This window comes from Cellulosimicrobium composti, assembly GCF_010287905.1.
Classification (GTDB): domain Bacteria; phylum Actinomycetota; class Actinomycetes; order Actinomycetales; family Cellulomonadaceae; genus Cellulosimicrobium; species Cellulosimicrobium composti.
The window spans coordinates 13,046-35,304 of the sequence record NZ_JAAFAN010000038.1 but is presented as its reverse complement, the minus strand read 5'-3'; the positions used below and the strand labels follow the sequence as shown (position 1 = coordinate 35,304).

Sequence of the window (22,259 nt, the reverse complement as noted above, 5' to 3'; positions counted from 1 at the left end):
ATGACCACCCCCGATCCCTCCGGCACGCCCGCGCCCGTCGTGCGCGCCGACGGCCGCGCGCCCGACCAGCTCCGCCCCGTGACCATCACCCGCCACTGGCTCGACCAGGCCGAGGGCAGCGTGCTCGTCGAGTTCGGGCGCACGCGCGTGCTGTGCGCGGCGTCGTTCACGGAGGGCGTGCCGCGCTGGCGCAAGGGGTCGGGCGAGGGCTGGGTCACGGCCGAGTACGCGATGCTGCCGCGCGCGACGAACGAGCGCAGCCAGCGCGAGTCCGTCAAGGGCAAGATCGGCGGGCGCACGCACGAGATCTCGCGCCTCATCGGCCGGTCCCTGCGCGCGATCATCGACGTCTCCGCGCTCGGCGAGAACACCATCGTGCTCGACTGCGACGTCCTGCAGGCCGACGGCGGCACGCGCACCGCCGCGATCACGGGCGCCTACGTGGCGCTCGCGGACGCCGTCGCGTGGGGCCAGCGGCACGGGCACGTCAAGGGCGGCAAGCCCGTCCTCACGGACTCGGTCGCGGCCGTGAGCGTCGGGATCATCGACGGCACCCCGATGCTCGACCTCCCGTACGTCGAGGACGTGCGGGCCGAGACGGACATGAACGTCGTGGTCACCGGGTCGGGCACGTTCGTCGAGGTGCAGGGCACGGCCGAGCACGCGCCGTTCGACCGCGCCGAGCTCGACGCGCTGCTCGACCTCGCGGTCGCGGGCACTGCCGACCTCACCGCGATCCAGCGCGCCGCGCTCGCGCAGGACGCCCGGTGAGCGACGCCGTCGCGGGCGCCGGCGGGAGCGGCGTCGTCGTGCCCGACGGCGCGCGCCTCGTCCTCGCGACGCACAACCGGGGCAAGATCGCCGAGCTGCGCGCGATCCTCGCGGCCGAGCTCGACGCGCACCCGGGTCTCGAGCTCGCGCCCGGGGCGATCGTCGGCGCCGGCGACGTGGGTGCGCCCGAGCCCGTGGAGGACGGCGTGACGTTCGCCGAGAACGCGCTCCTCAAGGCGCGCGCGCTCGTCGCCGCGACCGGGCTGCCCGCCGTGGCGGACGACTCCGGTCTCGCCGTCGACGTGCTGGGCGGCGCGCCGGGCATCTTCTCCGCGCGCTGGGCGGGGCGCCACGGCGACGACGCCGCGAACCTCGAGCTCCTGCTGGCCCAGCTCGCGGACGTGCGCGCCGAGCACCGCGCGGCCGGGTTCGTGTGCGCGGCGGCGCTCGTCGCGCCGGACGGCACCGAGGTCGTGCGCACGGGCGAGATGCGCGGGACGCTGCTCACCGCGCCGCGCGGCACGAACGGGTTCGGCTACGACCCGATCCTGCTGCCCGACGAGCAGCCGGGCGACGGGGCGGGCCGGTCCGCCGCAGAGCTGAGCCCGGCCGAGAAGAACGCCATCAGTCACCGCGGCAAGGCGTTCCGCGCGCTCGCGCCCGACGTCGTGGCCGTCCTCGGCGCACGCTAGGGGACGCGCGACAGGGGAGCGGGGCGGTGACGCGCGCGCCCGCCCGGTCCCGTCAGCGGGACGGGCGGGCGCCGTCGCGCGGGGCGCGGCCCGCGAGCTCCGCGGCCCGGCGGCGCCGCTCGGCGGGCCGGAGCACGCCGACGAGCGCGACGACGCCCCGCCAGCCGAGCATCGTCACGGCGAGGAAGCCGAACGACACGACCTGGAAGGCCGGCGCGACGCCCTGCCCCGTGAGGACCCGCAGGAGCACCCCGAGCGCCCACGCGCAGCCCCACACCACGACGCCCGTCGGCCACGGCCGTGCGGGGTGCCGCCACGCACGCGTGACGAGCCAGCCGACCGCGGCTCCCGCCGCGAACGGCCACGCGACGACGAGCAGCCGCGCCGCACCCTCGTCGGCCGCGTGCGTCGCGAGACCGCCGCTCGCGAGCGCGAGGACGCACGCGACGTCGGCGAGGGCGGCGAGGGCGACGACCGCGGGACGCGCGCGGCCCGCAGGAGCGGTGCTCATGCCGTCGACGCTACCGCCTGCCGAGGCCCGCCACGGCCGCGCCGACGTGGCGTGCGACACCCCCGCGAACACCCCTCACAGGGGGAGCAGCCCCGGGACCTGCCACGCGCCGTCGAGCACCTCGGGGCGCGGCCGGTAGAGCCGGACGAGGAAGTTCCAGCCGTCGGGCACGGGGATCGCGTTCGGCTCGTCCGCCGGGTCGTCCGGCGGGACGAACCGCACCGTGACCGCGCCGTCGGCGTCGCGGACGCCCGTGATGTTGTTGACGGAGTAGCGGCCCTGCGGGTTGGGCGCGAAGAAGCCCTGCGCGTCGTACACGGACACCGACCAGAACGCGTCGACCGGGACGTCGCGCAGCGTCAGCGCGTACCGCCCGACGGGCAGCCCCGGGTCGACCCCGACGTACGACGCCTCGCTCGTCGGCAGCCCGCCCCAGCCCGCGGCGGTCCCGACGAGATGCCGCACGGGGTCCACCTGCTCGCGCGTGCCGAACATGCGGTCGAACCCGCGCAGCCCCGCGGCGAGCCGCAGGAGCGCGCCCCGCGTCGCGTCGAGGCTCGCGGCGTCCCAGTCCGGCGCGACGAACGGCTCGGCCGATCCCGCGGTGAGGGTCAGCGCGTCCTGGAGCGCGGTCACGGCCGCGACGTCGCCCGGGTCCTGAGGGTCGACGAGGACGCGGACCGCCACGACCGCGTACCGCGTGCCGACCCGGGCGGCGTCGAGCGGGTACGTGCCCGGGTCGTGCAGCACGTCGCGCACGAGGTGGTCGTTGTCCAGCACCATCGCGGACAGGTAGCGCCCGCCCGCGTCCGGCAGCGTGAGGGTCGCGCCGCCGGCGAGGTCCACGACGGCGAAGCTGTAGAGCGTGTCCCGGTTGAGGCGCACCACGGTCTGGCGGTCCACCGGCGCGGGCTCGCGGTTGTGCCGGAACCGGTTGACCCCGCCCGCGTCGCGCTGCAGGTCGGCAAACATGCGGTCGGTCTCGGCGCGGACGAACGTGTCCACGTCGACGTGGTGGGACATGGCGCCTCCTGGGCGGACGGTGCGGGCGGGAGAAGCGAAGCACACGGGCCGTCGTCGTGCGCGCCGAGGACGGCACCTAGGGTGGTCCCCGTGCACCTCGCGGCCGACGACCTCGCCTTCTCCTACCCCGGACGCCCCGTCCTCGACGGCGTGGGGCTGCGCGTCGCGCCCGGGACCCGGCTCGGCGTCGTGGGCGAGAACGGCACGGGCAAGTCGACGCTCCTGCACGTGCTCGCGGGCGACCTCGTGCCGAGCCGCGGCGAGGTGCGCCGCGCGGGCTCGCTCGCGCTCGTCGAGCAGGAGCTCGCGATCGAGCCCGGGCAGACCGTGGGCACGCTCGTCGCCGGGACCCTCGCGGGGCTGCGCGCCGTCGCCGCCGAGCTGGAGGCCGCGGCCCGCGAGTTCGACCACGAGGCGGGCGACCTCGCCGAGCTCACCGAGATCCTCGCCCGCGCCGAGCACCTCGCCGTGTGGGACGCCGACCGCCGGGTCGACGTCGCGCTCTCGCGCCTCGGCGCGTGCCGCGACCGCGACCGCGAGCTCGCCACGCTGTCCGTGGGCGAGCGCTACCGCGTGCGCCTCGCGTGCCGGCTCGCCGGGCGCGCCGACCTGCTGCTCCTCGACGAGCCCACCAACCACCTCGACGCCGGCGGCATCGACTTCCTCACGGGCGAGCTCGTCGCGTGGCGCGGCGGCGTGGTCATGGTCACGCACGACCGGCAGCTGCTCGACGACGTCGCGACCGAGATCCTCGACCTCGACCCGTCGATGGACGGCAGGCCCGTGCTCTACGGGCAGCCGGGCTACCTCTCCTACCGCTTCGCGAAGAACCAGGCGCTGCACCGCTGGCGCCAGCGGTTCCGGGCCGAGCAGAAGCGCGCCGAGAAGCTCGCCGCCGTGCTCGACGCGTCGTACGAGGGGCTGTCGGACGAGTGGCGCCCGCCCAAGGGCAGCCAGAAGCACCGCCGCGCGACGCGCGCGCGGATCCACGTCAAGGCCGCCGACCGGCGCCTGCAGCAGCTCGAGGCCGAGGCCGTCGAGGTGCCCGTGCCGCCGCTCCAGCTCGTGTTCCCCGAGCTGCCCGCGATGTCTCCGGGCTGGGACCCGGGCGACCCGGTGCTCGAGCTGCGCAGCCCGCGCGTCGGGCCCGACGGCGCTGCGCGCCTCGACCTGCCCGGCACCCGGGTCGCGCTCCCGCCCTCCGGGCGCCTGCTCGTGACGGGCCCCAACGGGAGCGGGAAGTCGACGTTCCTCGCGGCGCTCGCGGGCCTCGTGCCGCTCGACCGCGGGACGCGCACCGTGGTGGACGGCGCGCGGCTCGGCGTCGTCGCGCAGGAGGGCCCGTCGCTGCCCCCGGACGCGGAGGCGCGCACGGGCTTCGACGAGTACGCGCGCGAGGCGCTCGACCTGCTCGACGCGGGCCGCCTCGACCCCGACCACCTCGTGCCCGTCGCGTTCCTCGGCCTGCTCACCGAGGAGGACCTCGATCGCCCGCTGCGTGAGCTGTCCGCGGGCCAGCGCCGCCGGTTCGACCTCGCGCGCGCCCTGCTCGCGGCGCCGCACGTGCTCCTGCTCGACGAGCCGACGAACCACCTGTCGATCGACCTCGTCGACGAGCTCACGCAGGCGCTGCGGGTGACGCCCGCGGCCGTCGTCGTCGCGACGCACGACCGCCGCATGCGCGACGACCTCGAGGACTGGCCCCGGCTCGAGCTCGGCGGCTGACAGGGCCGGCGCCGTGGATCAGCGGCCCGCCGGGGCGCTCCCCGCGGGGACCAGCACGTGGCCCAGCGCACGGCCCCACGCGCGCGCCCGGTCGAGCTCGCCCTCGTCGAGCGGCCCCTCGACGTCGCCGACGTAGAACGACGCGGGCGGCACGACGAGCCGGAAGCCCGCCCGACGCAGCACCTTCGCCGCGCCGCGCGCGGCCGACCCGGGCAGCGGCTTGACCTTCGTGACGCGCGTGTCGAACGTCGCGGCGAGCCGCGGCTCGCTCTGGCGGGGGACGGACTCGACCCACTCGCGCAGCCCGGTCTCGCGGTCGGACACGGCGCCGCTCGCGCGCTGCACCGCCTCCGCGCGGGTCGACGGCCGGCTCATCCCGAACGCGTGCGTCGGCCCGCCGACGACGAGCAGCCGGACGTGGCGCAGCGCCTGCGGAGTCGCGGCAGCCTCCTCGACGTCGAGCACGGTGACGCGCACGGCGTCGCACAACCCCTCCGCGACCGCTCGCGCGACCTGCTCGCTGTTGCCGTACATCGACTCGTAGACCACTGCGGCGTCCATGGCGTCCCCTTCGTCACCACGCCGCCCCGACCCGGCGGCGCCTCTCCCTCCAGCGTCGGCCAGGGCCGGCCGCCGGACCCAGGGCCCGACGGGCCGGGGGCGGGGGCCGTTGGTCCCGTCCGGGCGCGAGCGTCAGGGAGCGGCGCGCAGGCGCGCGTCGACGACGCGCACGAGCCACGCGAGGCCGACGAGGACGACCGCCACGACCGCGGTGTTGAGGAGCGCCGGGCCGAGGCCGAGCGTCGTGACGTCGAGGAACGGGTACGGGTACCAGCCGACGACGGCGCCGCGCACGAACGTGTACGCGATCCACGCCAGCGGGTACGCGAGCGACCACCACACGGTCGCGGCGTCCACCCGCGGCCTCGGGCCGACCAGCACCCACGCGACGAGCGCGAGCAGCGGTGCGAGCAGGTGCAGGAGCAGGTCGGACACCTGGCCCGCGGCGCTGAGCTCCGCGATCCCTCGCAGCACCGTCTGGTAGACGACGCCCGTCACCGCGATGCACAGGAGCGCGTCGAGGCGCGCGACCCGGAAGACGGCGCCGTCGCGCGCGGGCCGCACCACGAGCAGCACGGACACGACCCCGACGAGGAGGTTCGACTGGACCGTGAAGTAGGAGAACAGGCGCACGAGCCGCTCGGCCTGGCTCGGCGCGGTGCCCGGGCCGTCGACGAGCGCGATGACGAGCTCCATGACCACGCCCGTGAGCGCCGCGAGCGCGACGAGCGCGTTCAGCACGCGCGCGACGACGAGCCGGCGACCGGGCGCGGCGACGCGCGGGGCGGGCGTCACGGGAGACGGCCGACGTACGCCATCGCCTGGCGCAGCAGCACGCCCTGCCCGCCGCGCATCTCGAGCTGGACCTCGTCGCTGCACGCCTGCTCGGGCGTGAGCCACGCGAGCTCCAGCGCGTTCTGCTGCGGGCGGCAGTCGCCCGTCACCGGCACGACGTACGCGAGGGACACCGCGTGCTGGCGCGGGTCGTGGTACGACGTGATGCCCGGCGTCGGGAAGTACTCGGCCACGGTGAACGGCTGCGGCGAGGCGGGCACCTGGGGGAGGGCGACGGGCCCGAGGTCCTTCTCGATGTGCCGCAGGAGCGCGTCGCGGATGCGCTCGTGGTACATGACGCGGCCCGAGACGAGCGCGCGCGTCATCATGCCGTCGGGCGTGACGCGCAGCAGGAGCCCGACGGCGACGACGTCGCCCGAGTCGTCGACCCGCACGGGCACGGCGTCGACGTAGACGAGCGGGAGCTGGGCGCGCGCGACCGCGATCTCCTCCGGGCTGAGCCAGCCCGCGGGTCGCGGGTTCTCGTGGGAGAAGTCGTCGGGCGGGAAGTCGGCGGTGTCGGTCACGCGACTGTTCTACCCCGAGCGGTGCGGCGGGGCGAGTCCGCTCAGCGCGGGGCGCCGTCCGGGGGCGGCTCGGCGACGCGCGCGACGATCTCGAGGAGGGCGCGCTCGGCGACCGGTCCGGGCAGCACCTCCAGGAGGGCCATGAGCGGGGCCAGGCTGTCGGGCAGCACGCCCACGCCGGGGTCGGCGTCGTCGCCGGCGGCGAGCAGCGGGCCGAGCGCCGCCCAGACCTCGTCGGAGGTCGGCGCGCCCGCGGCGGCCCCCGGCGCCGCGGCGAGCGAGCCGGCGACCGCGGCCAGCGCGGCGCCGACGTCGGGCCGGGGCGCGCCGCGCACGGCGTCGGCCCCGTCGACGAGCGCGGGGACGAGGCCGTCGAGCCCGGCCTCGGTCACGGGGGTCACGGTGAGGTGCGTCGTGTGCGGCAGGCGCGCGCCGTCCTCCTGGACGAGCCCGGGCTGCGGCTGGAGGACCCACCCGCGGGACCGGACGGCGTCGGCCCACAGGTGGGGGTCGACGCGGCGCTCGGGCGCCACGGACTCGTCGGTCGCGACGGCGACGAGCGGCCCCGTGGGGCGCCCGACCACGCGCAGTCCCTCGATCCCGTCGACGGCCGCGTGCAGGGCGCGCGTCGCACGCACGCAGCGCGCCGTCAGCGCCGTGTACCCGGCGGTGCCGAGGGCCTGGCTCACCGCCCACGCCGCGGCGAGCGGGGCCGCCGACCGCGAGCCGGAGATCGTGGGGTTGACGACGGGGTAGCCGGGCCAGCCCGTCGTCGCGAAGAACTGGCGGCGCTGCCGGTCGCGGCCGCGCACGAGCAGGACGGACGTGCCCTTGGGGGCGTAGCCGTACTTGTGCACGTCCGCGGAGATGCTCGTCACGCCCGGGACCGCGAAGTCGAACGGCGGCGGGGTGTCGCCGCCCGCGGCCGCCCAGAACGGCAGGACCCAGCCGCCGACGCACGCGTCGACGTGCACTGGGACGCCGCGCGCGTGCGCCGCCGCCGCCACGTCGGCCACCGGGTCGACCACGCCGTGCGGGTACGAGGGCGCGGACACCACGACGAGCGCGACGTCGTCGCCGAGCGCGGCGACGAGGTCGGCGGTGGCGGGCGTCCCCGTCCCCGGGTCGACGGGGACGAGCGTGAGGTCGACGTCGAGGTACCGGGCGGCCTTGCGGAACGCGGCGTGCACGCTCACGGGGGCCACCACGCGCGGGCGCGCACCCGGGTGCGCCTCGCGGAACGCGTCGCGCGCGATCTTCACGGCGAGCAGGCAGCTCTCGGTGCCGCCCGACGTCACGGAGCCCACGACGGCGTCCGGCCCGTCCGCGGGCCCGGACAGCATCTCGCGCGCGAGCGCGACCAGCTCGCCCTCCATGACCGCGACCGACGTGAACGTCGTCGGGTCGAGGCCGTTGACGGGCTGGACGGCGCGCGCCGCGGCGGCCGCGAGCTCGTCGAGCTCGGGGAGCCCCGGGTCGTAGACGTAGGACAGGACGCGGCCGCCGTGCGTCGGCGCGTCGGCCTCACGGAGCGCGGCGAGCCGGTCGAGGATCCCGTCGGTGCGCAGCGGGACGTCGCCGCCCGTCGCGGCCGCGGGGTGCGGTGCGTCGGCCGACGGGTCAGTCGCGGGATCGGTCGGTCCGTGCGGGGTGGTCACGCGGCAGCTCCGGTGCTGTGTCGTCGATGTCCCCCTTGCGAAGACCGTACCGTACGAGCGGGACCAGGCTCAGCAGCACGAGGACCGCCGGGACGACCGAGAACGCGAGCGCGATCCCGTCGACGGCGGCGGCGGGCTGCGTCGCGACCTCGTCCGCGCGCGTCGAGACGTAGCCCGTCACGCCGAGGACGAGCGACAGCACGGCTGCGCCGAGCGCCATGCCCGTGGTCTCGCCCGCCGTCCACACGCCGCTGAACGCCCCGCCGCGGCCCTCGCCGTGCGTCCGCGCGTCGTGCGCGATGACGTCGGGGAGCATCGCGAGGGGGAGCGCCTGCATGCCCGCGTACGCGACGCCGGCGAGCGCCGTGGGCACGTAGACCCACGCCCCGGGGACCCACAGGAGGGGGATCATCCCGAGCGCGGCGACGGCGAACAGGACGGTCGCGACGACGAAGCCGCGCTCCTTGCCGTCGCGGCGCGCGAGGCGGGTCCACAGCGGCATGCACAGCAGTGCGGGCGCGATGAGGGCGGCGAAGAGGTAGCTCACCGCGGCCTCGTCCTGCAGCACGTAGCGCGCGACGTACGCCGCGCCCGCGAGCATGAGGCCCGTGGCGACGGCCTGGAGGAAGAACGCGACGAGCAGCGTCCGGAAGGGCCGGGACCGGCGCAGGGCGTCGGCCGACTCGCGGACCGCGAGCGCCCACGCGCGCGAGGCGGTCGTCGAGGGCGGGGGAGTCGCGGGCGCGGCTGCCTCGCCGCGCGGCCGCCGGGGCGCGACGCGCGAGGCGACGAGCATGCCCGCTCCGATGACGACGCCGGACACGACGCCCATGACGAGGTAGCCCGTGGTCGAGTCGCCGCCGCCGCGCAGGGCGGGCCCGCCCGCGCCGAACAGGAGGATCGCGAACGCGAGCGCCGCGACGCGCCACGCGAGGAGCCGGGTGCGGCCGTCGTAGGTGGCGTCGAGCTCGGCGGGGAGCGCGATGTACGGGACCTGGAAGAGCGAGAAGGCCGTGGCGGCGAGGAGGAACGCGACGAGCACCCAGATCGCCGCGGCGGTGGGGCCCGCCCCCGCGGGCGCGGCGAACGTGAGCGCGAAGAGCACGGGGAGCGCGAGGGCGCCGACGGTCATGAACCGCCGTCGCGACCCGGTGCGCGCGAGGTCGCGGTCGGACCCGTACCCGATGAACGGGTCGATGAGGACGTCCCACACCTTGGCCCCGGTGACGATGAGCCCGGCGACGGCGGCGGGCACGGCGAGCGCGTCGGTGAGGTACACGAGGAGGACGAGGCCGGGCAGGGTGCCGAAGCCGCCGGTGCCGACGGAGCCCGCGGCGTAGCCCGCGATCGTGGCGCGCGAGAGTCGGGTCGTGGTGGTGGTCGTCACAGGGGCAGCGTAGAGGCTGGTGGGGCGCGCGGCCGGGCGTGCGCCCGTGCCTGCGGGGAATAGGTGGGGGACGATCGTTGCTCTACGAGGCAGAAACCCCACCGTCCAGGAGGATCCCCCATGGCCACGCAGGCACTGACCGAGTCCACGTTCGAGCAGACCATCACCGAGAACGACATCGTCCTCGTCGACTTCTGGGCGGACTGGTGCGGGCCGTGCAAGATGTTCGCGCCGGTGTTCGAGGCGTCGTCGGAGGAGAACCCCGACGTCGTGCACGCCAAGATCGACACGGAGGCGGAGCGCGGCCTGGCCGCGGCGGCGAACATCACGTCGATCCCCACGCTCATGGCCTTCCGCGAGGGCATCCTCGTCTTCTCGCAGCCGGGCGCGCTCCCGGCTCCCGCGCTCAAGCAGGTCGTGGACGCGGTGAAGGGTCTCGACATGGACGACGTGCGCCGGCAGATCGCCGCGGCGAGCGACGGGACGCCCGCGCAGGACGCCTGACGCGACCCGGGGCGCACCGCGCGCCCCAGCACGAACACGCACGGCCCGGCACCCTCGAGGGTGCCGGGCCGTGCGTCGTCTCGGTCAGAGCCGCCACGCGCGCGCAGGGTGCGTGTGGCAGAGAACCGGTGCCCGCACCGGCAGGGGGCAATGGTGCGGGCACCGGCTCTGCCGTCACGCTAGACGGTCAGTTGGACGGTCGTCCAGGTGAGGAGCGGGTGAAGTTTCCCGTTCAACTTTCTGAGAGAGCGCTTACCACCGACACTGGCGTCATGGGGCTGCACTGGAAGCACAAGGACGACGGTACGTACGAGGCGCAGGCGCGTGAGGGCGTCTACCGGATCGCGGCGCGGCGCGAGGAGTGGTGCCTCGAGAAGCCGCACCCGGTGCCGGGACGCATCGGCGGCTTCCGCTCACCCGCGGAGGCGATGGCGTGGGGCGAGGACCTGCACCTCGCCGCGACCGGTCCGCGCGTGCGCACGCCGCAGCCGGCGTGGCCGACGGTCGACGAGTTCGCGCGCGTCGTGGACGTGCAGCCGACCGTCCTGCGTGCGTGGATCGCCGTCCACGCGGGCGGCTCGACGAGCCCCCGCCGTCGGCTCGACCCGACCACGCAGGAGCGGATCAAGGCCTTCTTCGAGGTCAGCGTCGTCCGCTAGGGGTGCCGCGCCGCCCGCCGGGATCCGGCGGACCGACGCCCCGCCCGGCGTCGACAGGACGAGGCGCCGGCGTGCGGTTCCGGCGAGGTGCCGGCCTCAGGACCCCTGGAGGATCTCGTCGAGGGGCCCGACGTCGCGGGTCCCGCTCCGTGCGGCCTGGTCGACGATCACCCGGGCCACGTCCCGCAGGGGGACGTTGCGGTTGTTCGAGCAGTGGCGGATCCGGGCGAACGCCTCGTCCGCGTCGATCCCGTAGGCGCCCATGAGGACGCCCTTCGCCTGCTCGATCCCGCCGCGTGACCGGGCGGACGCCTCGATGTCGTGCCGCGCCCGCTCGTTCGCGAGCGCCGCGACCCGGGCGGTCACGTCGACGACGTAGCCCAGGAGCTCGACGACCTCGCCGCTCTCGCGCTCGCGGCGGCCCTGGCCGAGGAGGACGAGGTGCTTCTCGCGGCCGTGCGCGTCCATGATGCGGTGCATGCTCGCGAACGCCTCGCCGGTCTCCTGCGCCCTGCGGAGCATCGCGCGGACCCGGTCGCGGTCGTCGGGGTGCTTGTGGGCCAGGACCAGCTCGGTCGTCGGCACGACCTCGCCCGGCTCGAAGCCGTGCACCCGGTACGTCCCCGACGACCACCACCAGGTGCCGGTACCCAGGTCGAGGCGGTACTGGCCGATCTGCTGACCCGTGACGGGTGTCAGGAGGTGGTCGGTGGCATGGTCGTCCACGGACATGTCGTTGCTCCGGCTTCTGCAGAGAGATGAGGAGCCAGGTCCAGACTCGACCCTTCGACCGTACGCCCCTTCGGGGAGAAGCGACAGGCGAGACGCCGGCGTCCGTCGGGTTGCGCGGGGCGCCGCGGACCGCGGCGGAGGCTGCGTCGCAGGTGGGGGCGTCGGGCGACGTCCACGCGGTGCGCGAGGCGGGACTCGAACCCGCACGTCCGAGGACACCAGGACCTAAACCTGGCGCGGCTGCCAGTTACGCCACTCGCGCGCGGGGGTCAGTCTACGGCGCGAGCGCCGCGCCCCGGCCCGGTCGCTCCGCCCCGGGGGGCGGCGACCGGACGGCGGCGCGGCGCCCGCGCGGTGGGACTACTTCGGGTCGATGCCCAGGTCGCGGCGCAGCTTCGCGACGTGACCGGTGGCCTTGACGTTGTACTGCGCGAGCTCGACCGCGCCCTCGGGGTCGACGACGACCGTCGAGCGGATCACGCCCACGACCGTCTTGCCGTAGAGCTTCTTCTCGCCCCACGCCCCGTACGCCTCGAGCACCGTCCTGTCCACGTCGGAGACGAGCGGGAACGTCAGGTGCTCGGCCTCGGCGAACGCGGCGAGCTTGTCCACCGGGTCGGGGGAGACGCCGACGACCGCGTACCCGGCACCCTGGAGCGAGGCGAGGCTGTCGCGGAAGTCGCAGGCCTCGGTCGTGCAGCCGGGTGTGCCCGCCGCCGGGTAGAAGTAGACGACGACGTGCTTGCCGCGCAGGTCGGACAGCGTCACGGTGCTGCCGTCGGCGGCGGGCAGGGTGAAGTCGGGAGCGGTGTCGCCGACGGTGAGGCGCGTGGACATGGATCTCCTTCGGTCCGGCCAAGGGTGTGCTTCGAGCGTAGGTGAGGCTCCGCGGCACCGGTAGCGTTGTTGCTGTGAGCAAGACGACGTCCGCCCCCTCGACCACCGCGCGCCCGGCCCGCACGGCCGCGCGCGACCTGCCGATCCGCATGCTGCACGACCGCCTCCTCGTCGAGCCCGAGGTCGACGCGAGCGAGCGTCAGAGCTCGGCGGGCCTCGTGATCCCCGCGACCGCCGTGGGCCCGAAGCGGCTCGCGTGGGCCGTCGTCGTCGCAGCAGGTGAGCACGTGCGTCAGGTCGCGGTGGGCGACCGCGTCCTGTTCGACCCGGACGACCGTGCCGAGGTGGAGCTCGGCGGCAAGGACCTCGTGCTGCTGCGCGAGCGCGACGTGCACGCGGTGTCCCAGGACGTCGAGGAGGACGGGCCGACGGGCCTGTACCTGTAGTCCCGCGCCTGGTCCGGGCGTCGCGGCCGGTGTCGCCGACGTCACACGGGCCGGGGCGGAACGAATTTTCCCGGCGCGCCCGCGGCTGCTAGTGTTTTCTCTCGCGCGCCATTAGCTCAATTGGCAGAGCAGCTGACTCTTAATCAGCGGGTTCGGGGTTCGAGTCCCTGATGGCGCACCACCACCGACCGGGCCGTCCGCACGCGGGCGGCCCGAGCCGCGCCGGTCGAGAGCCGGTGCGGGCGGCGGTCCGGATCCCTCGCGGGACACGGGCCGGCCGCTGGTAGGGTTCCCTCTCGCGCGCCATTAGCTCAATTGGCAGAGCAGCTGACTCTTAATCAGCGGGTTCGGGGTTCGAGTCCCTGATGGCGCACCACCACCGACCGGGCCGTCCGCACGCGGGCGGCCCGAGCCGCGCCGGTCGAGAGCCGGTGCGGGCGGCGGTCCGGATCCCTCGCGGGACACGGGCCGGCCGCTGGTAGGGTTCCCTCTCGCGCGCCATTAGCTCAATTGGCAGAGCAGCTGACTCTTAATCAGCGGGTTCGGGGTTCGAGTCCCTGATGGCGCACCCCTCCTGACCAGGCCGTCCACCCTCGCGGTGGGCGGCCTTCGTCGTCGGTGCCGCCGTCGCCCTTCCCTCGTCCTGCGTGCCCGCCGCAACCGTCGCCGTCCGTTTCGCCGGAGTTCGCCCGGCACCGACCTCGCGTTCACCCCCGCCGGGAAGGGTCCGGTGCGGGCGTCGTCGCCGCTCGGCAGCGCCGCCCGTCGACCCGTTCGCCACGGAAGGGAACCACGATGGACACGTCCGTGCCCACGCACAGGACTTCGAGACGGACCGCGGGACGGACCGGCGGCGGGGCGCGGCGTCGCGCCGCGCTCGCGGGAGCGATCGGGACGGTGCTCGCCGCCGGGCTGATCGCGCCCGGAGCGACCGCCGCCTCGCCCACTCCCCGGACGGCCGCCGGCGGCACCGCCGTGACGGCCACGCAGGAACGACCCGCGCTGACCCCCACGACCGGCACCTACCTCGACGGCACCGTGCGCGTCGCGGGCGACCCGGTGCGCGCGGGCGATCCGGTCACGGCGCTCGCGGTCGACGGCACGGCGCTCGACGCGAGCGCGACGCCCGCGACCGCACGCCTGCTGTTCGACGTCGGCAGCAACTCGGTCGAGAAGCGGTACGGCAGCCACGTGCTCGTCAACGGCGAGCGCCTCGAGCTCGACCGCGACATGGTGTCCGAGCGCGTCGCGCTCGACGTCCCGGCGCAGTGGCTCGTGCAGGGCGAGAACCGGGTGCGGTTCGTCGTCGGCGCGGTGACGACGTCGTGCGGGACGAACTACGACGACTACGACCTCACGGACGTGTCGCTCGAGCTGCTCGGCGAGGTCGCCGACGGCTCCGCCAACGCCTTCTCCTACGCGTTCGGCGACGGCTCGTGCGGCACGAACACCGCCCGCGTGCTCAGCGCCGACCTCACGTTCGACCTCGACCAGGACCCGGCCGCGACGACCGGCCTCGCCGCGGACCTCGACACCACCACCCTCGAGAACGGCGCGCACACGCTCACCGCGACCACGCTCTCCGGTGCGGTCGCCACGAGCGCCGTCACCGTGAACAACGGCGCCCCGGGCGCCCCGGCGATCGTGCCCGCGGACGGCGCGCTCCTCACGGGGGAGCAGACCGTCCTGGCGACGCCGCCCGCGGGCGGCGACGCGCCCACCGGGATCGCGCTCGACGGGAACCCTCTCGAGACGGTCGCGACCCACGGCGCGGGCTCGTCCGCGTTCGTCTTCACGGTCGGGTCGAACTCGATCGAGGCCCGCTACACGAACCACCTGCTCGTCAACGGGCAGCGCATCGACCTCGTCGACCGGGACTACGTGAGCGAGACGGTCCGGGTCGACGTGCCCAACGCGTACCTGTCCCCGGGGCGCAACACGATCCGGTTCGTCACGGGCACGTACCCGACGTCGTGCGGCGACAACCGCGACGACTTCGCGATCTCCGGGATCGCGCTCGACCTCACCGACGGCACGGCGACGGGCGTGGGCGTCGCACCGTCGTACTCGCTGGGCGACGGCGACTGCGGCACGAGCACGACGAAGCCGCGCGAGGTCGACCTCGCGTTCGACGTCGTGCGCGACGCCGACGCGCCCGCGACCGGGCTGCGGGCCGACGTCGACACCGCGACGCTGGCCGACGGCGAGCACACGATCACGGCGGCGACGGCCGCCGGCGCGGCCGCGCGCCGTACCGTGACGACCGACAACACCGGACCCGCGGTCGTCTCCAGCACCCCGGCCGCGGGCGCCGAGCTCGCGAGCGCGACGAGCCTCGCGGTCGAGCTCGCGGACGCCGCGGGCGTCCTGTCCGGCCCCGACGTGACGCTCGACGGCGAGCCGGTCGCGCTCGGCGCTCCCGTCGGCCCCGGGCTCGCCCCGGGCGCGCACACGCTCGTCGTCACCGCGACGGACGTGCTCGGCAACGCGAGCACGCACGAGATCGGGTTCACGAGCCTCGGCGTGCCGGACGTCCCGACCGACCTCGCGCCCGCGCACGGCACGCGCGACGTCGCGGGGAGCGTCGACCTGTCCGCGCGCGTCGCGGCGCCCGGCGGCGGCGACGTCACCGCCACGTTCTCCCGCGCCGACGTCACCGCCCCCGTGCTCGTCGCGCAGGGCGAGTCGGCCGAGGTCCCGACGACGCTCCCCGTCGAGGGCGAGCAGCCCGCCGGGGCCGACGCGCTCGCCCCGGGCGACGACCTGACGCTCGACTCCCCGCAGAGCCGCGACGTCACCTACCAGCGCTTCGAGCTGCCCGCCGACGGCACGACCGCCGGCCAGGTCGTGCGCTGGGAGGGCGTCGTCGACCCGCAGCGGCTCGCGACCCTGCACGTGTGGGACGGCGAGCGGTGGGAGCCGCTCGCGTCCGCGCGCGGCGCGGTGGAGGGTGCGACGTCGCTGAGCACCGTGCTCCGCGACGGTGCCGCGGTCGACGGGACCGTCCACGTCCTCGTCACGGGCACCGACCCCTTCGCCGACGACATCGTGGCGGGAGGGTCGCGCGAGGAGACCGAGTTCGCGCCGCGCGACGCCTACGACTTCTCGCTCGTGCACCTCACCGACACGCAGTACCTCTCCGAGGGCGCGGTCGAGCAGGAGACGGCCGAGGAGCGCGCCGTGTGGGCCCGGGCGTACACCGACGTCACGCAGTGGGTCGTCGACAACGCCGAGGAGCGGGGCATCGCGTACGTCGCCCACACGGGTGACGTGAACGAGAACTACACCCGCGTGCCCGCCGACGACGCGGCGGTGGAGCAGATCCGCGGCGAGTACGCGTTCTCCTCGTCCGCGCAGCGGATCCTCGACGACGCGAACATCCCCAACGGCGTGCTCGCGGGCAACCACGACAACCTCACCGGCCAGGACAACGGGCCCGGGGCGCTGTTCAACGAGTTCTACGGCCCCGAGCGCTACGAGGCCCTGTCCGCGGGGTGGGAGGACGCCTCCTACGGCGGCCCGTGGCGCGAGGGCGACAACCAGAACCACTACGACCTGTTCAGCGCGGGCGGGCTCGACTTCGTCGCCGTGTACCTGTCGTACGGCGTGACGGACGAGGAGGCGGCGTGGGCGGACGGCGTCCTCAAGCAGTTCCCCGACCGCAACGCGATCGTGCTCACGCACGACTACCTCGTGCCGAGCACGAACCCCGACGGTCGTGACTCCGAGATCTCGACGCCCGACGGCCGCCTCGTGCACGCGAAGGTCGTCGAGCCCAACCCGAACGTGTTCCTCGTCCTCGCGGGGCACCGGCACGGCGTGGGCATCAACGTGCGGCAGGACGTCGGCACGCCGGGCAGCGGCGCCGTCGAGCTGCTCGCCGACTACCAGTTCTACGAGGTCACGGCCGAGGAGGCGGGGCTCACCGAGATCGGCGGCTACGCGCCCGACGAGGGCCTGCGGCTCGGCGCGAGCTTCCTGCGGCTGCTGCAGTTCGACGTCGACCGCTCCGAGATGATCGTCGACACCTACTCGCCGTGGCTCGCGAACTTCGGCGCCACCGAGTACGACGACGAGCAGCGCTACGACGGTCGCGAGGACGACTTCACCGTCCCCGTCGACCTCACGACGCGCGTGACGAGCCTCGCGACCGACGCCGTGTCGCTCTACGCGCCGGGCGAGGAGATCGGCAGCGTGACCGTCCCGTCGGGCGAGGTCGCGACCGTCCCGTGGGACGGGCTGGTGCCGGGAGCGCTGCACGCGTGGACCGTCACCGCCACGAGCGCGGGCGGCGGCACGGCCGTGTCGCCGGTGAGCACGTTCACCACCGCGCCCGTCGAGGGCGGCCTCGTCGTCGAGACGACGGCGCGCGCCCAGTGCCTGGCCGGCACGGCGTACGTCGCGGTGCGCGCGACCAACGCGGACACCGTCCCCGTGGACGTCACGCTCAGCACGCCGTTCGGCGAGCGCACCGTCCCGGGCGTGCGGCCCGGTGCGTCGGCGTACCAGGCGTTCTCCGTCCGGGCGTCCGACGTCGTGGCGGGCACCGCGCACGTCACCGCGAGCGGGGACGGCCGGTCCTTCGCCGCGGACGTCGCGTACGACGCGCTCGGGTGCGGCTGACACGTCGCTGACCCGTCGCCCGCGCACCGCCGACCCGGTGCCGACGGCATGACGGCGGCCCCCGGACCTCACGGTCCGGGGGCCGCTGCGTCGCTCGCCCGGTCCGGGGGCCGGTGGTCCGGACCGCGACCGGGCGGTAGGGTCTGCCCCGTGACGCACCCGTCCGTGACCTCCTGGTGGCCGACCGCCTGACGGCCGGTGACCTCCTCCGGCCGTGCCCCGACGACGTGGGCGGCCTCGGCAGACCCCGGTGCGCACGTCGTCGGCCCAGCGGCCGTCCCCCGAGCTGGAGCCCCCCATGACGACACAGCAGACCACGCCGACCTCCCTGCCCGTCCGGTCCCTCGAGCCGACCGGCGCCGAGGTGCCCTCGACCGTCCCGACGCACTGGTACAACCTCGCGGCGGACCTGCCCGAGCCGGTGCCGCCGCACCTGCACCCGGGCACGCGCGAGCCGCTGACGCCCGACGACCTCGCGCCGCTGTTCCCGCTCTCGCTCGTGCAACAGGAGGTGACGACCGAGCGCTACGTCGAGATCCCGCAGACCGTCCGCGAGATCTACGCGCTGTGGAGGCCGTCGCCGCTCGTGCGCGCGCGCCGCCTCGAGCGGGCCCTGGGCACCCCGGCCCGCGTGTACTACAAGTACGAGGGCGTGAGCCCGGTCGGCTCGCACAAGCCGAACACGGCCGTCGCGCAGGCGTACTACAACGCCCTCGAGGGCACGACGAAGCTCACGACGGAGACCGGGGCGGGTCAGTGGGGCGCGTCGCTGTCGTTCGCGGGCGCGCTGCTCGGGCTCGAGGTCGAGGTGTGGCAGGTGCGGGCGTCGTACGACGCGAAGCCGTACCGGCGCGCGCAGATGGAGGTCTACGGCGGGGTGTGCCACCCGTCGCCGTCGGATCTCACCGAGGCCGGGCGCGCGATGCTCGCCGCGGACCCGGACACCACCGGCTCGCTCGGCATGGCGATCAGCGAGGCCGTCGAGACGGCCGCGAAGGACCCCGCGGCCCACTACGCGCTCGGCAGCGTGCTCAACCACGTCATGCTGCACCAGAGCGTCATCGGCCAGGAGGCGCTCGTGCAGCTCGACGAGGCGGGCGAGGGCGCGCCGGACGTCGTGTTCGGGTGCGCGGGCGGCGGGTCGAACCTCGCGGGCCTGACGTTCCCGTTCCTCGGCCGCAACCTGCGCGAGGGCACGACGACGCGCCTCGTGGCGTGCGAGCCGGCGGCCTGCCCGTCGCTCACGCAGGGCGAGTACCGCTACGACTTCGGCGACGTCGCGGGCCTGACGCCGCTGCTCAAGATGCACACGCTCGGCAAGGACTTCGTGCCGCCGGCGATCCACGCAGGCGGGCTGCGCTACCACGGCATGTCGCCGATGGTGTCGCACGCGGTGAACCTCGGCCTCATGGAGGCGACCGCCGTCGAGCAGGACGACGCCTTCGCCGCGGGGACGCTGTTCGCGCGCGCCGAGGGCATCATCCCGGCGCCGGAGTCGACGCACGCCGTGGCCGCCGCGATCGCGCACGCGCGCGCCGCGACGGAGCCCGAGGTGATCGTGCTCGGCCTGTCCGGCAACGGCGTGCTCGACCTGCCCGCGTACGCCGCGTACGTGTGACGGACGGGGCGCCCCGCGCACGGCGCGCGCGGGGCGCCCCGTACCCTGGTGCGGTGCCCGAGCCGACCCCCGAGACCCTCGACGACGTCCCGACCGACGTGACCGCGCCCGATCCTGGCGCGAGCGACCCGACCGGCCCCGCCCGGCCGCGATACCGCACGCAGCCCGTGTCGTTCGTGCGGCGCAGCGGCCGCCTCGCGCCGCGCCAGCAGCGCGCGTGGGACGCGCACCGCGACCGCTACGTCGTCGACGTGCCGCGCGACGTCGCGCGCACGTCCGTCGACCCGGCGTGGGTGCTCGACGTGCCCGGCACGTTCGGTCGCTCCGCACGGCTCGTCGTCGAGATCGGCTCCGGCCAGGGCGAGGCCGTGGTCGCGGCCGCCGAGCGCGAGCCCGACACCGACTTCCTCGCCGTCGAGGTGTACACGCCCGGCCTCGCCCAGACCGTGCTCCGCGCGTCGCAGCGCGGCCTCACCAACCTCCGGCTCCTGCAGGCCAACGCGGCCGAGGTGCTCGCCACGACCCTCCCCGAGGGCAGCGTCGACGAGCTCTGGGTGTTCTTCCCCGACCCGTGGCACAAGTCCCGGCACCGCAAGCGGCGCCTCGTGACGCCGTCGTTCGCGGCGCTCGCGGAGCGCGTCCTGCGCGCCCCGGACGCCGACGGCGAGCGGCCGGGCGGGGTCCTGCGCCTCGCCACGGACTGGGCCGAGTACGCCGAGCAGATGCTCGAGGTGCTCGACGCCGCACCGGGCCTGCGCAACGTGCACGGCCCCGGGGGCGTGGCGCCGCGCTTCGAGGGGCGCGTCCTCACCGGCTTCGAGCGCAAGGGCGAGCGTGCCGGTCGTGCGATCACCGACCTGGAGTACGTGCGCGTCTGACGCGCGCCGCGCTCGGTCCTTGCGGGCAGAAGTGATCTACGGCACATTGTGCCGGGGGTGAAACGTCGCCCCGGGCACGCAGTGTCGCGTGCGGTCGTTCCCGAGGCGGCCGTCGGGGCCTCGCGAGTCCTCCATGAGCCAACGGAGGCGTCATGACCGACGTATCGGCCGTCCCCGGACCGGGACCCGCCGAAGAGACCGACTACCAGCGCGTGCAACGCTCGCCCGAGTTCCAGGACCTGCGCAGACGCTTCCGGAACTTCGTGTTCCCGATGACGGCGCTGTTCCTCGTGTGGTACTTCCTCTACGTCCTGCTCGCGAACTACGCGCACGACCTCATGAGCACCAAGGTCTGGGGGAACATCACCGTCGGGCTGCTCCTCGGCCTGGGGCAGTTCGTGTCCACGTTCGCGATCACGATGATCTACGCGCGCTGGGCCAACAGGCGCTTCGACGCCGCGGCGGACGAGCTGCGCCGCGAGATCGAGGAGGACGAGCTGTGAGCCCCCACCTGACGGCCGCGGAGGCCACCGACGTCGGGAACCCGGTCGTCAACATCGCGATCTTCGGCGTCTTCGTCGCCGTGACGCTCGTGATCGTGCTGCGCGCGTCGCGGCAGAACAAGTCGGCCGCGGACTACTACGCGGGCGGGCGCTCGTTCACCGGGCCGCAGAACGGCACGGCGATCGCGGGCGACTACCTGTCCGCCGCGAGCTTCCTCGGCATCTGCGGCGCGATCGCGATCAACGGCTACGACGGCTTCCTCTACTCGATCGGCTTCCTCGTCGCGTGGCTCGTCGCGCTCCTGCTCGTGGCCGAGCTCCTGCGCAACACGGGCAAGTTCACGATGGCCGACGTGCTGTCGTTCCGGCTCAAGCAGCGCCCCGTGCGCATGGCGGCGGCGCTCGCGACGCTCGCCGTCGTGTTCTTCTACCTGCTCGCGCAGATGGCGGGCGCCGGTGGGCTCGTGGCGCTCCTGCTCGGCATCGACTCGACCGCGGGCCAGAGCCTCGTCGTCGCCGTCGTGGGAGCGCTCATGATCCTCTACGTGCTCGTCGGTGGCATGAAGGGCACCACGTGGGTGCAGATCATCAAGGCCGTGCTGCTCATCGCGGGCGCCGCCGTCATGACGCTGTGGGTGCTCGCGAAGTTCGGGTTCAACCTCTCCGAGCTGCTGCAGGGGGCGATCGACACGGCGGGCGCGGGCGGCGAGGCGCTCATCGAGCCCGGCAAGCAGTACGGCGCGACGGGCACCACGAAGCTCGACTTCCTCTCGCTCGCCCTCGCGCTCGTGCTCGGCACGGCGGGCCTGCCGCACGTGCTCATGCGCTTCTACACCGTGCCGTCGGCCAAGGAGGCCCGCCGGTCGGTCGTGTGGGCGATCTGGCTCATCGGCATCTTCTACCTGTTCACGCTCGTGCTCGGGTACGGCGCCGGAGCCCTCGTCGGGCCGGAGACGATCAGCTCGGCGCCGGGGGGCGTGAACTCCGCCGCACCGCTGCTCGCGTTCGCGCTCGGCGGCGAGATCCTCCTCGGGTTCATCTCGGCGGTCGCGTTCGCCACGATCCTCGCGGTCGTCGCGGGCCTGACCATCACCGCCGCGGCGAGCTTCGCGCACGACATCTACGCCAACGTCATCAAGAAGGGCGAGGTCAAGCCCGACGGCGAGGTCAAGGTCGCGCGGATCACGGTCGTCGTCATCGGCGTGCTCGCGATCCTCGGCGGTATCTTCGCGCAGGGCCAGAACGTCGCGTTCCTCGTGGCGCTCGCGTTCGCCGTCGCGGCGAGCGCGAACCTGCCGACGATCCTCTACTCGCTGTTCTGGAAGCGGTTCAACACGTCCGGCGCGCTGTGGAGCATGTACGGCGGGCTGATCTCGTGCGTCGTGCTCATCGCGTTCTCGCCCGTGGTGTCCGGCAAGGTGGACCCGGTCACGGGCGCGAGCCTGTCGATGATCAAGGACACGAGCATCGACTTCGCGATCTTCCCGCTGAGCAACCCGGGCATCGTCTCGATCCCGCTCGCGTTCCTGCTCGGTATCGTCGGGACGCTCCTGAGCAAGGAGAAGCCGCACCCCGAGAAGTTCGCCGAGATGGAGGTCCGCTCGCTCACCGGTGCCGGCGCCGAGAAGGCGGTCGTGCACTAGCGGTGGACCCCGCGCCGTGCGGCGTCCCGACCCTGCCGGGCCGGGGCGCCGCGCGTCGTCCGGCCCGGAGACAAGCGACGCCCGCCGCGCCCGGCACGACGTACCGTCCTGTGCTTGCCCACCCCCG

General features: G+C 74.8%; 20 protein-coding genes and 4 tRNA genes. 14 read left to right on the top strand and 10 right to left on the bottom strand.

Going from position 1 to position 22,259, the window contains the following annotated elements:
• Both rph and rdgB read left to right on the top strand, forming a co-directional pair.
• A complete protein-coding gene (rph, locus tag GYH36_RS12100) occupies positions 1–771 on the top strand; it encodes a ribonuclease PH (RefSeq protein ID WP_024842316.1) in 771 nt (256 codons plus the stop codon).
• Positions 768–1,463 (top strand): RdgB/HAM1 family non-canonical purine NTP pyrophosphatase, encoded by a 696-nt coding sequence (gene rdgB, locus GYH36_RS12095; RefSeq protein ID WP_115942292.1) that lies wholly within the window; start codon positions 768–770, stop codon positions 1,461–1,463. Before rph ends, rdgB begins: the two co-directional genes overlap by 4 nt.
• A gap of 52 nt (positions 1,464–1,515) precedes the next feature.
• Here the strand turns inward: rdgB and GYH36_RS12090 are convergent, their stop codons facing one another.
• Together GYH36_RS12090 and GYH36_RS12085 are read right to left on the bottom strand one after the other, a co-directional pair.
• A complete protein-coding gene (locus tag GYH36_RS12090) occupies positions 1,516–1,974 on the bottom strand; it encodes a DUF3054 domain-containing protein (RefSeq protein WP_162289960.1) in 459 nt (152 codons plus the stop codon).
• Between the two features lie 75 nt (positions 1,975–2,049).
• Entirely contained in the window at positions 2,050–2,997 is a 948-nt protein-coding gene (locus GYH36_RS12085) for a DUF1254 domain-containing protein (protein WP_162289959.1), read from the bottom strand.
• 90 nt (positions 2,998–3,087) lie between these two features.
• Between GYH36_RS12085 and GYH36_RS12080 the strand changes: the two genes are divergently transcribed.
• Positions 3,088–4,722, top strand: coding sequence for an ABC-F family ATP-binding cassette domain-containing protein (locus GYH36_RS12080; protein WP_162289958.1), 1,635 nt, complete (start codon positions 3,088–3,090; stop codon positions 4,720–4,722).
• A gap of 18 nt (positions 4,723–4,740) precedes the next feature.
• Here the strand turns inward: GYH36_RS12080 and GYH36_RS12075 are convergent, their stop codons facing one another.
• The 5 genes from GYH36_RS12075 to GYH36_RS12055 all read right to left on the bottom strand — a co-directional run bounded on the left by GYH36_RS12075 (position 4,741) and on the right by GYH36_RS12055 (position 9,689).
• Positions 4,741–5,283, bottom strand: a complete 543-nt coding sequence (locus tag GYH36_RS12075) for a flavodoxin family protein (RefSeq protein ID WP_162289957.1) — start codon at positions 5,281–5,283, stop codon at positions 4,741–4,743.
• A 132-nt stretch (positions 5,284–5,415) separates the two neighbouring features.
• Positions 5,416–6,078, bottom strand: coding sequence for a Pr6Pr family membrane protein (locus GYH36_RS12070; RefSeq protein WP_162289956.1), 663 nt, complete (start codon positions 6,076–6,078; stop codon positions 5,416–5,418).
• The gene (locus GYH36_RS12065; protein ID WP_024842323.1) at positions 6,075–6,644 is read right to left on the bottom strand and encodes an NUDIX hydrolase family protein; all 570 of its coding nucleotides are present in this window, start codon (positions 6,642–6,644) and stop codon (positions 6,075–6,077) included. Before GYH36_RS12065 ends, GYH36_RS12070 begins: the two co-directional genes overlap by 4 nt.
• 41 nt (positions 6,645–6,685) lie before the next feature.
• Complete coding sequence (locus tag GYH36_RS12060) at positions 6,686–8,302, bottom strand: pyridoxal phosphate-dependent decarboxylase family protein (RefSeq protein ID WP_312028615.1); 1,617 nt, start codon at positions 8,300–8,302, stop codon at positions 6,686–6,688.
• Entirely contained in the window at positions 8,265–9,689 is a 1,425-nt protein-coding gene (locus GYH36_RS12055; protein WP_162289955.1) for an MFS transporter, read from the bottom strand. Before GYH36_RS12055 ends, GYH36_RS12060 begins: the two co-directional genes overlap by 38 nt.
• Positions 9,690–9,809: 120 nt before the next feature.
• Between GYH36_RS12055 and trxA the strand changes: the two genes are divergently transcribed.
• Positions 9,810–10,193 (top strand): thioredoxin, encoded by a 384-nt coding sequence (gene trxA, locus GYH36_RS12050; RefSeq protein WP_024842326.1) that lies wholly within the window; start codon positions 9,810–9,812, stop codon positions 10,191–10,193.
• A 272-nt stretch (positions 10,194–10,465) separates the two neighbouring features.
• Positions 10,466–10,852 (top strand): hypothetical protein, encoded by a 387-nt coding sequence (locus GYH36_RS12045; RefSeq protein WP_115942297.1) that lies wholly within the window; start codon positions 10,466–10,468, stop codon positions 10,850–10,852.
• A 96-nt stretch (positions 10,853–10,948) separates the two neighbouring features.
• Here the strand turns inward: GYH36_RS12045 and GYH36_RS12040 are convergent, their stop codons facing one another.
• The 3 genes from GYH36_RS12040 to bcp form a co-directional block, all read right to left on the bottom strand.
• Positions 10,949–11,578: a PAS and ANTAR domain-containing protein gene (locus GYH36_RS12040; protein WP_162289954.1), complete on the bottom strand. Its 630-nt coding sequence runs from the start codon at positions 11,576–11,578 to the stop codon at positions 10,949–10,951.
• Between the two features lie 186 nt (positions 11,579–11,764).
• Positions 11,765–11,846 (bottom strand) — tRNA-Leu (locus GYH36_RS12035).
• 98 nt (positions 11,847–11,944) lie between these two features.
• Positions 11,945–12,421 (bottom strand): thioredoxin-dependent thiol peroxidase, encoded by a 477-nt coding sequence (gene bcp, locus GYH36_RS12030; protein ID WP_024842144.1) that lies wholly within the window; start codon positions 12,419–12,421, stop codon positions 11,945–11,947.
• A 149-nt stretch (positions 12,422–12,570) separates the two neighbouring features.
• On the opposite strand from bcp, the gene GYH36_RS12025 reads away from it, so the two are divergent.
• The 9 genes from GYH36_RS12025 to GYH36_RS11985 all read left to right on the top strand — a co-directional run bounded on the left by GYH36_RS12025 (position 12,571) and on the right by GYH36_RS11985 (position 22,132).
• On the top strand, positions 12,571–12,867 hold the full coding sequence (locus GYH36_RS12025) for a GroES family chaperonin (protein WP_081772514.1): 297 nt from the start codon (positions 12,571–12,573) through the stop codon (positions 12,865–12,867).
• A gap of 105 nt (positions 12,868–12,972) precedes the next feature.
• Positions 12,973–13,048, top strand: a tRNA-Lys gene (locus tag GYH36_RS12020).
• Positions 13,049–13,167: 119 nt separating this feature from the next.
• Positions 13,168–13,243, top strand: a tRNA-Lys gene (locus tag GYH36_RS12015).
• A 119-nt stretch (positions 13,244–13,362) separates the two neighbouring features.
• A tRNA-Lys gene (locus GYH36_RS12010) sits at positions 13,363–13,435 on the top strand.
• Positions 13,436–13,662: 227 nt separating this feature from the next.
• Positions 13,663–17,490: a metallophosphoesterase family protein gene (locus GYH36_RS12005; RefSeq protein ID WP_162289953.1), complete on the top strand. Its 3,828-nt coding sequence runs from the start codon at positions 13,663–13,665 to the stop codon at positions 17,488–17,490.
• Between the two features lie 298 nt (positions 17,491–17,788).
• Positions 17,789–19,108 (top strand): TrpB-like pyridoxal phosphate-dependent enzyme, encoded by a 1,320-nt coding sequence (locus tag GYH36_RS12000; RefSeq protein WP_024842148.1) that lies wholly within the window; start codon positions 17,789–17,791, stop codon positions 19,106–19,108.
• A gap of 53 nt (positions 19,109–19,161) precedes the next feature.
• Positions 19,162–19,986, top strand: a complete 825-nt coding sequence (trmB, locus tag GYH36_RS11995; RefSeq protein ID WP_376739824.1) for a tRNA (guanosine(46)-N7)-methyltransferase TrmB — start codon at positions 19,162–19,164, stop codon at positions 19,984–19,986.
• A 152-nt stretch (positions 19,987–20,138) separates the two neighbouring features.
• Positions 20,139–20,489 (top strand): DUF485 domain-containing protein, encoded by a 351-nt coding sequence (locus GYH36_RS11990; protein WP_155099259.1) that lies wholly within the window; start codon positions 20,139–20,141, stop codon positions 20,487–20,489.
• The gene (locus tag GYH36_RS11985) at positions 20,486–22,132 is read left to right on the top strand and encodes a monocarboxylic acid transporter (RefSeq protein ID WP_162289952.1); all 1,647 of its coding nucleotides are present in this window, start codon (positions 20,486–20,488) and stop codon (positions 22,130–22,132) included. The genes GYH36_RS11990 and GYH36_RS11985 overlap by 4 nt, the downstream gene beginning before the upstream one ends.
• Positions 22,133–22,259 lie beyond the last annotated feature (127 nt).